We start from the raw sequence: 14,474 nt of genomic DNA on the forward strand, positions 1-14,474 counted from the left end.
GAAGCGAATACACTATCATATCTTCTTATTCGAATTATCAATATTTCTTATGATTGAAGGTGTGACATCAGTGGAAGCCGAAATAGTGGTCATGGGTTTCCTAGTGGGGGCTCTAGTGGGCATGACCGGCGTAGGAGGCGCTGCGCTCCTGACTCCGATACTCATGTGGATCGGCATCAACCCCAGCGTGGCGGTAGCCACGGATTTATTTTACAACTCCGTGACGAAACTGTTCGGAAGCATCCAGCATATCCGGCAGAAAACGATCGACCTTGCGCTAGTCAAATATTTGGCGGCGGGCAGCATACCGAGCGCCGTGACGGCGGTGCTCATTCTGCAAATGTATCCGCCGCTCGCGGGGCATCAGGACTCGATCATTAAACACGCGCTTGGCGTCGTGCTTGTCATCGTCGCGCTCACTACGATCGCAAAGCAGTTTTTCGAGAAGCTCGGGTCCAACCGCTGGCAGGAAAAGCCGCTGCACGAGAAGAAGTGGCTCACGATCATGATCGGGGTCGTGCTCGGCTTTATCGTCGGGCTGACGTCGATCGGCTCGGGATCGCTGTTCGCGCTCGCAATGATATTTTTATATCGTATGCCTGCGGCTACGCTCGTCGGGACGGATATTTTGCATGCTTTTTTGCTCGTTTCGGCGGCCGGCGCCATGCATGCGTTGTACGGCAATATCGACTACATGCTTGCTTTTAACCTGCTGCTTGGGTCGGTGCCGGGCGTCATTCTCGGAAGCCGATTGTCGGCAAGGCTGCCGGCGAAGCCGCTGAGAACGTTCATGGCGGCTCTGATTCTCATCAGCGGGTTGAAGTTGATTTGACGGAAGAAGCAAGCTATAATGGAACGCAAAAGCTTTAATTGACTTACTGAATAGCCAAAGGCTGTGAAAGAGAACAGTAAGCGCATGGACGCTTCACAGGGAGGAGCCGGCCGGAGATTGAGAGCCGCTTCGTATGAGTCCCGCGCCGAATTCGCTCTTGAGCCGTTGCCTGAACCCCGTCGCGGGCAAGTAGGGCCAACCGTCTAAGCGCACGTTACGCGCTTGAATCGAGTGCGCAGCAAAACGTCCGAACCGTCAGTTTCGGCGCTGCGAATGAGGGTGGTACCGCGACCTTATCGTCCCTTTATTGGGGGAGATAAGGTCTTTTTGCATTTAAGAGCAGGAGGATGAAGAGAATGAAAGAGCGGTTAGAGGCGCTGCGGCAGGAAGCGCTGCAGGAGCTCGGCGCGGTGAGCGACCCGGGCGTGTTGAACGATTTGCGCGTCAAATATCTCGGCAAGAAGGGCCAGCTGACGGAAATTCTCCGCGGCATGGGCGCTTTGTCGGCCGAGGAGCGGCCGATCATCGGTCAGGTCGGCAACGAGGTTCGCGCTGCGATTGAAGCGGTGATCGACCGAAAAACAGAAGAGTTCGCGCGTGCGGAAACCGAGCGCAGGCTTGCGACGGAGACGATCGACGTATCGCTGCCGGGCAGACCCGCGCCCAACGGCGCGGTTCATCCGTTGTCCAAAATCGTGCAGGAAATCGAAGATATTTTTGTCGGGATGGGCTTTACGGTTGCGGAAGGGCCGGAAGTGGAAACGGACTATTACAACTTTGAAGCGATGAACCTGCCGAAGGGTCATCCTGCGCGGGACATGCAGGATTCGTTCTATTTCACGGAAGAAATTTTACTGCGGACGCACACCTCTCCGGTGCAAGCGCGCACGATGGAAGCCCGCAAAGGCAAGGTGCCGCTGAAGGTCATTTGTCCGGGCAAAGTATACCGGCGCGACGACGACGACCCTACGCATTCGCATCAATTCATGCAGATCGAAGGGCTTGTCGTGGACAAGGGCATCCGCATGAGCGATTTGAAGGGGACGCTGCTGCAATTCGCCCGCGAAATGTTCGGCCCGAACGTGCAAATCCGCATGCGTCCCAGCTTTTTCCCGTTCACGGAGCCGAGTGCCGAGGTCGATGTGTCCTGCGTCATTTGCGGCGGCCACGGCTGCAGGGTGTGCAAGCAGTCGGGCTGGCTCGAAATTCTCGGCTCCGGCATGGTGCATCCGAAGGTTTTGTCCATGAGCGGCTACGATCCGGAGCAGGTGAGCGGTTTTGCGTTCGGCATGGGCGTGGAGCGCATCGCGATGCTTCGGTACGGTATTGAAGATATTAGGCATTTCTATACGAACGATGTCCGCTTCCTGCGGCAATTCGCGCGGAGCTAGGGGGGTAGGCCAGATGAAAGTATCTTATAAATGGTTATCGGAATATGTGGACGTCGGCAATGTATCCGGGAAGGAGCTCGCCGAGCTGCTGACCCGCGGCGGCGTCGAGGTGGACGGCGTCGAATCGAGAAACAAAGGCGTGGACAAGGTGGTCGTCGGCTACGTCGTCTCCCGCGAAAAGCATCCGGACGCGGATAAGCTGAACGTTTGCCAGGTGGACGTCGGCACGGGCGAGCTGCTGCAAATCGTATGCGGCGCGAAAAACGTCGACGCGGGACAGAAGGTTCCGGTCGCTCTTGTAGGAGCGAGCCTGCCGGGCGACGTTCATATTAAGCGCGCCAAGCTGCGCGGCGTGGAGTCGCAAGGGATGATTTGCTCCGCGAGGGAGCTCGGTCTTAACGATAAGCTGCTGCCGAAGGAAATCCAAGAAGGGATTTTGGTGCTGCCGGAGAACGCGGAGCTCGGCGCCGATATTTTGCAGGTGCTCGGAATCGACGATGAGGTGCTCGAGCTCGATTTGACGCCGAACCGCTCGGACTGCTTGAGCATGATCGGCGTCGCTTACGAGGTTGGGGCGCTGATCGGCTGTTCCGTGACGCTGCCTGATGCGGCGAAGGGGCTGACAGTGACCGATAAGACGGCGTCGGACTTGACCCGTATCGAGATTGAAGCGAAAGAAGATTGCAGCTACTTCGGAGCGAGGATGATCGAACATGTGCAGATCGGACCGTCTCCTCTTTGGATTCAGAATCGGTTGATGGCAGCGGGCATTCGCCCGATCAACAACGTTGTCGACATTACGAACTTCGTCATGCTGGAATACGGCCAGCCGCTGCATGCATACGATGCGGATACGCTCGCCGGCGGCGGGAAGCAAATCGTCGTGCGTCTCGCCCGGGAGGGGGAGAAGCTCGAGACGTTGGACGGCAACGTGCGCGACCTGCAGCCGCATATGCTGCTGATCACGGACGGGGAGCAGCCGGTGGGCCTCGCGGGCGTTATGGGCGGCGCGAAAACCGAAGTGTCGTCGTCGACGACGCGGATTTTGCTCGAGTCTGCTCGCTTCAGCGGCCTGACGGTCCGCCGCACGTCGCGCGAGCTCGGCCTTCGCTCCGAAGCGAGCCTGCGCTTTGAGAAGGAAGTAAATCCGGAGGCGGTCGTGCCCGCATTGGACCGGGCGACGGCGCTTATTTGCCGGTACGCCGGCGGGCTTGCGGCCGAAGGCAGAGCGGAAGCGTCCGTAGGCAAGCAGGAGCCGCGGAAAATTACGATTACGTTGTCCCGAATCAACGAGTATCTCGGCACGGAGCTTTCGTCTTTGGAAGTGAAGGCGATCTTGGCGAGACTTGCGTTCGGGCTGGAAGGAAGCGGCGAAACGATCACCGTTACGGTGCCGACCCGCCGCGGCGACATTGCGAGAGATGTGGATCTGATCGAAGAGATTGCCCGTCTTTACGGATACGATAACATTCCGACAACGCTGATCGTAGGCAACACCACCCCGGGCTCTTTGACGCGACGCCAAAAATTGGCGAGAGAGGTCCGGAAGGTGCTCAGCCAGTCGGGACTGCATGAAGCCGTTACTTATTCGCTGACGACGCCGGAGCGATTGAAGGAGCTGCCGGGCCTGTTCGGAAACCGGGCGGCGGTGCGTCTGGCGATGCCGATGAGCGAGGAGCGCAGTGTGCTTCGGGCGTGCTTGCTGCCGAATTTGGCGGAGTCCGCCGTTCATAACCGAAACCGCAACGTCGAGGATGTAGCGTTGTTCGAGATCGGCAGCGTGTTTATTTCCGACGAGGAGAAGCTTACGACGCTGCCGGAAGAGCGCGTCACGGTAGCGGCGCTCATGACGGGGGCGGTATCCGATCCTCACTGGAGCGGCAAGAGCCGCACGGTGGATTTCTACGATCTCAAAGGGATTCTGGAGAAGCTGCTTTTGCGGCTCGGCATTGGGCAGCCGGTGTTCGAGCAGGCGGCGCCGGCAGGCTTCCATCCCGGAAGAACGGCCGAAGTGTTCGCAGCTTCGGAGCACGCGAGAGTGAAGCTCGGCCGCATCGGCCAGCTGCATCCCGAGCTTCAGAAGCTGTGGGAGCTGGACGACACGTACGTGTTCGAGCTTGATTTCGCTGCGCTTGTCGAGGCGGCGAACGAGGCAGGCACTTACGATCCGCTGCCGAGATTCCCGGCGTCCGCAAGAGATATTGCCGTCGTTGTAGACAGCGGCGTCCCCGCAGGCGCGTTGATGGACACGATTCGCTCGAGCGCCGGGGATTATTTGGAATCGGTTCGCGTGTTCGACGTATATACGGGCGAGCGGCTCGGGGCGGGCAAGAAGAGCGTCGCCATCTCGCTCGTTTACAGGCATGCCGACCGGACGCTGACCGACGACGAGGTAGCCGAGGCTCACGGCCGCGTTACCGAGGCGCTTGCCGAGCGTCACGGGGCGGAGCTGCGGAAATAAACAAAAAAACGAATAATAAGCAGGAAATAAAACCGACCGTATCGAATATTACGAAGTATGACGATAGGTCGGTTTTTTTGTCGAAACGAAAGTTAGCGGGTATATGCATCTGCCTTAGGCGGATTGAGATACATTTTTGCAGGAAGGAGAGAAGCTATGAACGGGGAAGACAAGGTGCGCTTAACGATCGATATTTTCGGAAATTCTTACAAGATGGTCGGCACCTACAGTCCGAAATACGTGAAGCAGCTGTCCGCGTATGTGAATGAACATATGAATGCCGTCTCGAAAGGCAATCCGCGTCTCGATACGCAGAAGGTCGCGATTTTGGCGCTAGTTCGCATGGCGGACGAATTTTTCCAGCTGCACCAGCACCTTGAGAAGGTTGAGAACGAGCGGGCCCAAAGCCAGCAGCATATGGAGCAGCTGCGCAAAGCGTTCGAGCTCTCGGAAGAGAAGGAGCAAACGAAAAGCGGAGAGTGCCGTCGCTTGGAGGAACAGCTTCAGGCATTGGAAGCGGAGCGCGAGCGGTTAGCCATGGAGATGGAGATGGCGAGCGCGGCATGGGCCGAGCGGGTTGCCGAGTGGGAACGCAAATACGAAGAGCTGTTCCGGGAGCACGGGGAGCTCGCCAAGGCAGTGGAGACGGCCCGCCAGGAAGCCGCCGCTGCGATTGCCGCCGCAGAGAGCCAAGCCGCCGCGGCAGCGGCGGCTGAGGCGGAAGCGAAACAAGCCGTCCAGCAGACCGCGGGATCGGACTTGCTTGACGCGGCGCCGGATTCCTTGGAGGAAGAGACGCTTGAAGCGAAATACAAGCGCCTGCAAGAGGAGTACGTTAAGCTGCAGAATGAATTCAACGAATGGATCGAGTTGACGATGTCCGAACCGCAATAAGGCAGCATACGGCAAAAAAGCTCGCTTCCCTCGGCAGGGAAACGAGCTTTATTTTTCATTGCCGGGCTTTATTCAACGATCAGCTTGGCGACCATATCGCCGTGGCCCACTCCGCACATGACGCTGCAGACGATTTCGTATTCGCCTTCTTCCGCAACGAACGTCGTTCCTTGGCCGTCCTGCAGGTCGACATCGATTCCTTTGATTTGAAGGCCATGCATGCCTTCGCTGGATGTAAATGTAAGGTTTACGGTTTCTCCGGCTTTTACGCGGTATTCTTCTTGGTCGAATTGAAAGTTTTTGGCGTCGATCGGAAGGTTAACGGTCGCTCCGGTTGCCTGCGCGTCGATATCGACGTCGCTTACGTCTTGAGCCGCGTCTCCGGAAGCGTCCTTGCTGCCGCCGCCGCACGCGGTCAATGCGCCGACCAAAGCTGCAGCAAGCAGAAACATCCATAATTTTTTCATAAAAGATCCCCTCCAGATTTATAAAGAAGTATCATTGCGTCTTCATCATCATAACGAATTTATGGAAAAAAGTCATTGCCCAAGCGTCCGCCAAGTGTGACAACATTCCGAACGCAAAAAAACCAGCCGGCTTTGTACGGCCGGTCTGGTTTTTTGCACGATATACGTTTACTTTTCTCTCCGTCTTTCGCCGCGATCGAACGGTGTGGCCACCGGGAGAAACAGGTCGATTAAGCCGACAACCAACGCCGCGAGGATGGCGCCCAGGAGAGTAATGTGAACGTTGCCGACGATAAATTGCGCGAAATAAATAACGAGAGCGCTGACCAAGAAGCCGACGATCCCGCGTCCGAACGGACTGATTCGGGCGCCGAATATTCCTTCGATGACCCACCCGAACAAGGCGATCACCAGCGCCAAAAACAGTGCGCTCCAGAAGCCGCCGACGGAAAATCCGGGAACGAGAGCGCCGACCAGTAACAAGACGAGTGCTGAGACGATAAACCGGACTACGTGGCCAAGAAAGCTCATCAGCTGACACTCCTTCTTATTCTTTGGTGTTTGGCTTATGCCCCAAACGTATAGGTGCATGTCTTATTGTCGCCCGCTTCGTCAATCGTTATGAATGTGAATGATTTACAAAGCATTTGTTGGCCTTATTCCGATTGGATATAATATTTTTTTGAGAGGAGGCGTAATGCCTTGGACGAAAAGCTGCTTGAAAAGCTGGAGTTTTCGAAAATTTTATATACATTGTCACAGCATGCGGCCACATCGGTCGGAAAATCGGTGGCGGAAGCGCTTCGCCCCAGCTCTGATTTGGAGGAAGTGCGTCATCGGCTGCAAGGAACGGACGAAGCGGTGGCGGTGGACCGGATGAAGGGCCAAGCCCCGCTCGGCGGTATTTCGGATATTCGCCCTTCGTTAAAGCGTTCTTCGATCGGAGGCACGCTGAATGCCGCCGAGCTGCTCGATATCGCGAATACGGTGCTCGGCGGCCGAAGGGTGAAGCGCTTTATCGAAGCGTACCAGGAGAAACACGATGCCCCGATTTTAGGCTCGATCACCGATTCGATTCAGGAGCTGCGGAACGTTGAGGATGCGATTCGCCGCTGCATCGACGATAACGGGGTCGTTGTCGACACCGCGAGCGACGAGCTGCTGCGCATCCGCCGGGAGCTCCGCACAGGCGAGGCGCGCGTGCGCGAGAAGCTGGAATCGCTCGTGCGCAGCTCTTCGACGCAGAAGATGCTTCAGGATGCGATTATTACGATGCGGAACGACCGTTTCGTCATACCGGTCAAGCAGGAGTACAGGGGAGCGTTCGGCGGGATCGTTCACGATCAATCGTCTTCGGGCGCGACGCTGTTTATCGAGCCGGAAGCGGTCGTAACGTTGAACAACAAAATCCGTGAGCTGAAAATTCAAGAGGAGCGCGAAATCGAGCGCATTCTTCAGAAGCTGACCGCCGTCGTGGCAGAGGAGGCCGAGGCGCTGGGCGTGAATGTCGAACTGCTTGGGCAGATCGACTTTCTGTTCGCGAAGGCGCGGCTTGCGCGCGCCATTAAGGGGAGTCTTCCTGCGGTGAACGACCGCGGCTATTTGCGCATCCGCAAAGGGCGGCATCCGCTTATTGCGCCGGAGGACGTCGTGCCGCTGGACATCGAGCTTGGGGGCAGCTACCGGGCGATCATCATAACCGGACCGAACACGGGCGGCAAGACCGTTTCCTTGAAAACGGTCGGCATCGTTACGCTGATGGCTTTAAGCGGTTTGTTCATTCCGGCGGAGGACGGCAGCGAATGCTGCGTGTTCGACGCGGTATTCGCCGATATCGGGGACGAGCAGAGCATTGAGCAGAACCTGAGCACGTTCTCGAGCCATATGACGAATATTATTTCGATATTGAAGCGGATGACGCCGAAAAGCTTGATTTTGCTCGACGAAGTCGGCGCGGGCACCGACCCGGCGGAAGGCTCGGCGCTGGCGATCGCCATCTTGGATCATATCCGGGCTATGGGCTGCAGGTTGCTGGCGACGACGCACTACAGCGAACTGAAAGCTTACGCGTACGATCAAGCCGGGGTGATCAATGCGAGCATGGAGTTCGACGTCGAGACGCTGCGTCCGACGTACCGGCTGCTCGTCGGCGTTCCCGGCCGAAGCAACGCGTTCGCGATCGCCGAACGGCTCGGGCTGCCCAAGCGGGTGATCGATGAGGCGCGCAGCCAAGTGACGGAAGAGGATCAGCGCGTCGAGTCGATGATTACGAAGCTTGAGGAACACCGCTTGGCGGCGGAGCGGGAGCGCGCGGAGGCGGAGCGCATCCGCAAGGAAGCCGAGGATATCCGCAAGGAGCTCTCGGAGGAGCGCAAGAAGCTTGATGAGCGCCGAGCCAAGCTGTACGAGGACGCCGAGAAGCAGGCGGCGGAAGCCGTATCGAAGGCGAAGCGCGAAGCGGAGTCGATCATCGCCGAGCTGCGGAAGCAAGCGATGGAGGAAGGCGCTTCGATCAAGGAGCATAAGCTGATCGAAGCGAAGCGGAAGCTTGAGGAGGCGGCGCCGAAGCTGAAGAAGAAAGCCGCGGCCGCCTCTAGGAGCGCGCCTGCGGAAGTTTCACCGGGCGATGAGGTGCGGGTCGTATCCCTCGGACAGAAGGGGCACGTGATCGAGAAGCAGGCTGACGGGGCGATCGTCCAGCTCGGCATCATTAAGATGAAGGTTGCCTTGGACGATTTGGAGCCGGTCGCGCCGGAGAAGAAGAAGACCGTTGCCGCGGCCGGGCCGTCCGTTAAGCGGACGAGGGACGAGAATGTCCGGTCGGAGCTCGATTTGCGCGGTTCGAATTTGGAGGAGGCGCTCATAGAGGTGGACCGCTTCTTGGATGAAGCGTTGATGAGCAACCTCGGCCAGGTGTATATCATCCACGGCAAAGGCACCGGCGTGCTGCGCAGCGGCATACAGGAATTCCTTCGCCGCCATAAGCGCGTGAAGTCGCAGCGGCTCGGCAATTACGGCGAGGGCGGCACCGGCGTCACCGTCGCGGAGCTGAGCTGATCGGGGCAGGGTTAGCACCAGTTTTTGGTGCTAACCTTTGTTTTTGCGGCGGTTTGTGCTGCAGTGTGTTAAGTAAGGCAGTGTTAGTACCGAATTTTGGTGCAAAGTCGGTTGTGCGGCGGGAAAGTGGCAGGGTTAGTAACAAATTTTGGTGCAAGTCGCTTGTGCAGCGGCGTGAAGTGGCAGCGTTAGTACCACATTTTGGTGCTAAGTCCGGTAGGCGGCGGTGAAGTGGAAGGGTTAGTAACAATTTCTGGTGCAAAGTCGAATTGGCGACAAAAGTGGAAGGGTTAGTAACAAATTTTTGGTCCTAAGCCCCTATGGCGGTGGCATTGAGTCAGGTCAGCATCAACTAACTGGAGAAAGTCCACTTGATCGTGCTGGAACAAGTGTGAGGAGGCGGAATAAGTGGAGAAACTCCACTTACTCGTGGTGGAACAAGTGTGAGGAGGCGGAATAAGGGGAGGAGCTCCACTTACTCGGGGTGGAACACGTGTGAGGAGGCGGAATAAGTGGAGCAACTCCACTTACTCGTGGTGGACCCAGTGTGAGGAGGCGGAATCAGTGGAGAAACTCCACTTACTCGTGGTGGACCCAGTGTGAGGAGGCGGAATCAGTGGAGAAACTCCACTTACTCGTGGTGGACCCAGTGTGAGGAGGCGGAATCAGTGGAGAAACTCCACTTACTCGTGGTGGAACAAGTGTGAGGAGGCGGAATAAGTGGAGGAGCTCCACTTACTCGTGGTGGAACAAGTGTGAGGAGGCGGAATAAGAGGAGGAGCTCCACTTACTCGAGGTGGAACAAGTGTGAGCACGCGGCATAAGTGGAGGAACTCCACTTCCTCGGGGTGGAACAAGTGTGAGCACGCGGCATAAGTGGAGGAACTCCACTTCCTCGGGGTGGAACAAGTGTGAGCACGCGGCATAAGTGGAGGAACTCCACTTACTCGTGGTGGAACAAGTGTGAGGAGGCGGAATAAGTGGAAAAACTCCACTTGGTCGCGCTGGCACAAGTGTGCGGGGGCGAGTAATTGGAGAAACTCCACTTGCGGTAGGGCCTAAGCGTAGCGTAGAAAAGTCCATGCTAAGGCCGAATATACTCCCGGATGCCATCCGCGAAACGGATGGCATCCGTCTTGTATACATCGTAGAACGGAGTACCTTCGCGGCAAATGTTTTCATCCAGCAGCATCGACAGCTGCGTCCGGGTGATCGGGAACAACGGAAAGCGCTCAAACAACGCAACGGCCGGCTTCATCAGCGGAAGCGGCACGTGCATGAGCCGGACCGAACGGCCCATCGCCGCGGCGATCTCCCGCAGCATATTGTCGTACGTCAGCTGATCCGGGCCGCCGACGTCGAAGGCGGCGCCCGTCGGCCCTTCGGTCAACGCCTTCACGAACACATCGCTTACGGTCGACAGCGATACCGGCTGCATCCGATATTGCCCGTCCCCGATGACCGGAGTCAAAGGCAGCTTCACCAAGCCAGCCAGCATATTGACGAACTCGTCCCGCGGACCGAATATTACGGACGGCCGAAAAATCACGTAAGGAATCCCGCTCGCCCGCAGCCGCTCCTCCGCTTCCCACTTGGTGCGAAAATAGGCGGAATCGGTACTCTGCCGTGCTCCCAGAGCGCTCATATGTATAAACCGCCGGTTCCCGCCGGCCTCCGCGAAGCCGGAACGGGCGCAAGCATCAATGAGCTTGCCGGTGCCGTCCTTGTGAATCCGCTCGAAGGTTACGCCCTTCCGGGGATTTTCACGAATGATGCCGACCAAATGAATGACCGCGTCACACTGCCCGAGCGCATGCTCATACGTTTCCGGCTTCAACAAATCGCCTTCAATCTCCGTTACCGTGTCGCCGCCCGCAGCAGCACCCGCTTTCCTCCTGCGGACAAGGCAGCAAACGTCAAATCCTTGCGCTACGAGCTTAGACAAAATCGCACTACCGACATACCCCGACGCCCCGGTCAAAAATACCCGCATTCCATTCCCCTCCTCAGCTAGCGCATACCGCAATACGGCATCTCAGCCGCCCGACACACAAAAGAGCAAACTTGATTTACATTCATTGTAATTGATGTGCAAAAGCAGGTACAATATTGGAACAGGGTTACTTAATAAAGGTGAGGGGCGCGCATGAAATATTTATGGGGATCGCTCATGGCCGTCGCGCTTATATTTTTGGCCGCGGGAATTTATTATTTCGTGAATTATGCCATGTAGCAACAACACGTTAAAAAGGACGGCGAATATACAATGAACGACCAAAACCAAGTATGTCCGTGGTGCCAAACGGAAATCGTTTGGGACGAGGAAATCGGCCCCGAGCCCACTTGTCCGCATTGCTTCAATGAGCTGGGCGATTATAGAAGCGTGGCGGTCCCGCTGAAAAGAAACAGCCGGGGCGACATCTTCGAGGAAGAAGCCAACGACGAATGGGGCTTGTACACGGAAGAAGTCAGAGAATTGCTGGACCAGCAGGAGGAAGCGCCGGAATGCCCGTTATGCCAGGAATACATGGTGCATGCCGGCAAACAGACGATAACGGAGCGCGAATTCGCGCCGCACATTCCGTCGCCGGGGGCGGTGCCGTTCCTGCAGCCGCCGTACCGCACCGACGTATTTGTTTGCTCGCACTGCTTCAACGTGCAATATCGAATAAGCGAAGAGGACCGCATGCGAATCGTCCGAACGCTCGCCGAGAGGCGCAGCTAAGGGGAGGAGCTGCGGTTCCTCTTTTTTCCTAGCCGTTTTCGGGGGGGCTTTTTTGGGAACGTTAATCAACGTTAAGCGAAAACAAGCATCGAAGGAGATACGTGCCATGCCGCATGCAAAGGACCGGATAAAGGGTCGCCTTGACGGGCAAACAAGGCTGCTGCTCCTGGTACAGGCTCTTTTTGGGCTCGCTAATGCGCTTTCGGGAGCTTTCGTCAACGTCTACATATGGAAAGCGAAGCAGGACTACGCGTTGATCGGCGGGTTCGCCTTATCCAATCAGGTCGCTATGGCCGTTACGTTCTGGCTTGCCGGCAAGTGGGTGAAGGAGCACAACAAGATGAACTCGCTCCGGCTCGGCGTTGCCTTGTCGGGTGTTTTTTACTTGCTGGTGCTATGGCTCGGCGCCAAGGCCGCCGATTGGATTATTGCGCTCGGCGCGATCCAAGGGATGTCCGGCGCATTTTTTTGGCTCGCATTCAATATTGTTTATTTTGAAGTGACCAACCCGGATAACCGGGACGAATTCAACGGTTGGGGAGGCCTGCTCGGCTCGGGAATCGGCATGATCGCCCCATGGGTGTCGGGCTTTCTCATTACACGAATGCCCGATACGGCAGGATACCGCGTCATCTTCAGCATTTCGCTCGGAATATTTGTGATCGGGGCGATCGTCAGCTTTTTCCTGAAGAAAAGGCCGGTGCAAAAGCGCTACGAATGGCTGTACGGTATCAATCATTTAAGGGAAAAAGGCAGCGGCTGGCGTTCGGCGTTCCCGGCTTTAATCTCGCAAGGCGTGCGGGAAGGCGTATTCGGCTTTCTAATCGGGCTGCTCGTATACATCGCCACCAAAAACGAGCTTCTGCTCGGCAATTACGCGTTGATTACTTCGGCGGTATCGCTCGGAGCGTACTACGTAGCGGGCAAGCTGATCAAACCGAAACGCAGAAGCAAACTGATGCTGCTGGGGGCGTCCGCGATGTCGGCGGTGATCGTGCCGTTTTTCTGGGATGTGAACTATACGACGCTGCTCATTTTCGGCATTGCGGCGGCTTTATTTTATCCGCTGTTTTCGATTCCGATTACGTCGTCCGTATTCGATCTGATCGGAAGCAACGAAGAGAGCGCCAACCATCGCGTCGAGTATGTCATCCTTCGGGAAACCGGGCTCAACATCGGCCGAATCGGCGGAACAATATTGTTCATTGTGCTGGTTTCGTTCACTACGAAGCCGATTGCGATCGTCAGCTATATGATGTTTATCGGCACGGCGTCCATTGTTTCCTGGCTGTTCCTTCGCCGCCTGCTAGGCCGGAGCATGCCCCGAACGGAATCCTAAGCGGAAGGGGGGGCTTACCGAGCCATCAATGCCCCTTGCATAAAAATACATTTAGATGTATTATTATTTATGTGAACAGCGTACATGGAAAGGTGGCCCGCGAACGGACGTGAAGATTGCTTTTGAGAAAAAGTTGCCGGATCCGGAGTCGTTTTTTGAGCTTGTCAATGCTGCGGCAGTCCAAGATCACGAAAAGCTTCAAGCATCGGAGCAATACGCCCGATTGCAGCAATATGCAAACCGGGTAGTCGCCGCATACGACGGAACGACGCTCGTCGCCGTCGGAGGAATGCCGGAGGCGAATGCGCAGGACGGAGAGTTCGGCGGAGAATGGGTTGTCGCCGTACGTTCCGACTATACGAAGCGCGACCTCGTAACGAATATGATGAAACTGATCTAAATATCCCGCATCGAATGACGCAGCCCCTTCACCTCATCGGAGAAGCGGGCTGTTTTTGCATGCTTCGCTTTAATTTCTCTTCCGTCCGCGAACCCTCCACGGGAGTGTAAATGCTGCACCTGGCATCCGTCTCCCCCTGCACCTGCAGCGACGTGAGATGGAACAGCATTTTTCCCGCCTTGGCGTGCCGGAATTCGATCAGCACCTCGGGCGCGCTGCTGACGCGGCTTTCGTTCCACAGCGGCTCAAATTCCGGGTTCAGGCCCCGCATTTCCTCGATAAACTTCCCGTACCATTCGTCCCCGACATACTGTCCGTAATAGGACCTGAAAATCGACAAGAAGCCTCTGACAAAATGTTCCCAATTGACAGCCAATGCGCGCAGCTCTTTCCTCGTGAACAACAGCCGGATCATGTTGCGGTGCTCGGAAGGAACTTGGTTGAAATCCAGAAAAACGAAGGAGGCGGCATCGTTCCAACCGACAATGTTGCATCTCCGGTCCGAAATGATCGTCGGGCAGAATGCGAGCTCTTTCAGTATTTTTTTAAGCGAGGGGCTCAGCTCCGCCGCACCGGATTCCATCGGCGCAGGCTCGGCCGCATGCTCCGTGGCGAGGGCGAACAAATATTTTCGCTCGTCGCTGTTAAGCTGAAGCGCTCTGGAGATCGCGTCCAGCACCGATGCGGACACCTTGATGTCCCGGCCTTGCTCCAGCCACGTATACCAGGTAGAGCTGACGCCTGCCAGCTGCGCGACCTCTTCCCTTCGCAAACCAGGGGTTCTTCTGCGGCCTCCCGGAATTAACCCGACCGCCTCCGGCTGCAGCTTGGCGCGCTGCGACCGCAAAAATGCCGATAACGCCTCTAATCTCGTTTGCTCGTTCATTTCGTTCGAACCCCTTCAAAAT

12 protein-coding genes are annotated in these 14,474 nt (G+C 56.7%); 8 read left to right on the forward strand and 4 right to left on the reverse strand.

Going from position 1 to position 14,474, the window contains the following annotated elements; translation table 11 throughout:
- The first annotated feature begins 70 nt into the window (after positions 1 to 70).
- From PT964_RS11150 to zapA, 4 genes are all read left to right on the forward strand, one after another.
- Complete coding sequence (locus PT964_RS11150) at positions 71 to 832, forward strand: sulfite exporter TauE/SafE family protein (protein WP_274363425.1); 762 nt, start codon at positions 71 to 73, stop codon at positions 830 to 832.
- Positions 833 to 1,188: 356 nt separating this feature from the next.
- Positions 1,189 to 2,223: a phenylalanine--tRNA ligase subunit alpha gene (gene pheS / locus PT964_RS11155; RefSeq protein ID WP_274363426.1), complete on the forward strand. Its 1,035-nt coding sequence runs from the start codon at positions 1,189 to 1,191 to the stop codon at positions 2,221 to 2,223.
- Between the two features lie 13 nt (positions 2,224 to 2,236).
- The gene (gene pheT, locus PT964_RS11160; protein WP_274363427.1) at positions 2,237 to 4,684 is read left to right on the forward strand and encodes a phenylalanine--tRNA ligase subunit beta; all 2,448 of its coding nucleotides are present in this window, start codon (positions 2,237 to 2,239) and stop codon (positions 4,682 to 4,684) included.
- Between the two features lie 156 nt (positions 4,685 to 4,840).
- Positions 4,841 to 5,578, forward strand: a complete 738-nt coding sequence (gene zapA, locus PT964_RS11165) for a cell division protein ZapA (protein ID WP_274363428.1) — start codon at positions 4,841 to 4,843, stop codon at positions 5,576 to 5,578.
- A gap of 68 nt (positions 5,579 to 5,646) precedes the next feature.
- Here the strand turns inward: zapA and PT964_RS11170 are convergent, their stop codons facing one another.
- Both PT964_RS11170 and PT964_RS11175 read right to left on the reverse strand, forming a co-directional pair.
- Positions 5,647 to 6,045, reverse strand: a complete 399-nt coding sequence (locus PT964_RS11170) for a cupredoxin domain-containing protein (RefSeq protein ID WP_274363429.1) — start codon at positions 6,043 to 6,045, stop codon at positions 5,647 to 5,649.
- A gap of 168 nt (positions 6,046 to 6,213) precedes the next feature.
- Positions 6,214 to 6,576 (reverse strand): phage holin family protein, encoded by a 363-nt coding sequence (locus PT964_RS11175; protein WP_274363430.1) that lies wholly within the window; start codon positions 6,574 to 6,576, stop codon positions 6,214 to 6,216.
- Between the two features lie 171 nt (positions 6,577 to 6,747).
- Here PT964_RS11175 and PT964_RS11180 point away from each other — a divergent pair, with 171 nt between their 5' ends.
- The gene (locus PT964_RS11180; RefSeq protein ID WP_274363431.1) at positions 6,748 to 9,102 is read left to right on the forward strand and encodes an endonuclease MutS2; all 2,355 of its coding nucleotides are present in this window, start codon (positions 6,748 to 6,750) and stop codon (positions 9,100 to 9,102) included.
- Positions 9,103 to 10,186: 1,084 nt separating this feature from the next.
- Here the strand turns inward: PT964_RS11180 and PT964_RS11185 are convergent.
- Positions 10,187 to 11,095, reverse strand: coding sequence for a complex I NDUFA9 subunit family protein (locus PT964_RS11185; RefSeq protein WP_274363432.1), 909 nt, complete (start codon positions 11,093 to 11,095; stop codon positions 10,187 to 10,189).
- Positions 11,096 to 11,368: 273 nt separating this feature from the next.
- On the opposite strand from PT964_RS11185, the gene PT964_RS11190 reads away from it, so the two are divergent.
- The 3 genes from PT964_RS11190 (at position 11,369) to PT964_RS11200 (ending at position 13,566) form a co-directional block, all read left to right on the forward strand.
- Positions 11,369 to 11,827: a hypothetical protein gene (locus PT964_RS11190; protein WP_274363433.1), complete on the forward strand. Its 459-nt coding sequence runs from the start codon at positions 11,369 to 11,371 to the stop codon at positions 11,825 to 11,827.
- A 106-nt stretch (positions 11,828 to 11,933) separates the two neighbouring features.
- A complete protein-coding gene (locus tag PT964_RS11195; protein ID WP_274363434.1) occupies positions 11,934 to 13,166 on the forward strand; it encodes an MFS transporter in 1,233 nt (410 codons plus the stop codon).
- A gap of 109 nt (positions 13,167 to 13,275) precedes the next feature.
- Positions 13,276 to 13,566 (forward strand): hypothetical protein, encoded by a 291-nt coding sequence (locus PT964_RS11200; RefSeq protein ID WP_274363435.1) that lies wholly within the window; start codon positions 13,276 to 13,278, stop codon positions 13,564 to 13,566.
- A 28-nt stretch (positions 13,567 to 13,594) separates the two neighbouring features.
- On the opposite strand, the gene PT964_RS11205 is transcribed toward PT964_RS11200, so the two are convergent.
- Entirely contained in the window at positions 13,595 to 14,452 is an 858-nt protein-coding gene (locus tag PT964_RS11205) for a helix-turn-helix transcriptional regulator (RefSeq protein WP_274363436.1), read from the reverse strand.
- Positions 14,453 to 14,474 lie beyond the last annotated feature (22 nt).

The sequence above is a fragment of the Paenibacillus thermotolerans genome (genome assembly GCF_028745515.1).
In the GTDB taxonomy this organism is placed as follows: domain Bacteria; phylum Bacillota; class Bacilli; order Paenibacillales; family YIM-B00363; genus Paenibacillus_AE; species Paenibacillus_AE thermotolerans.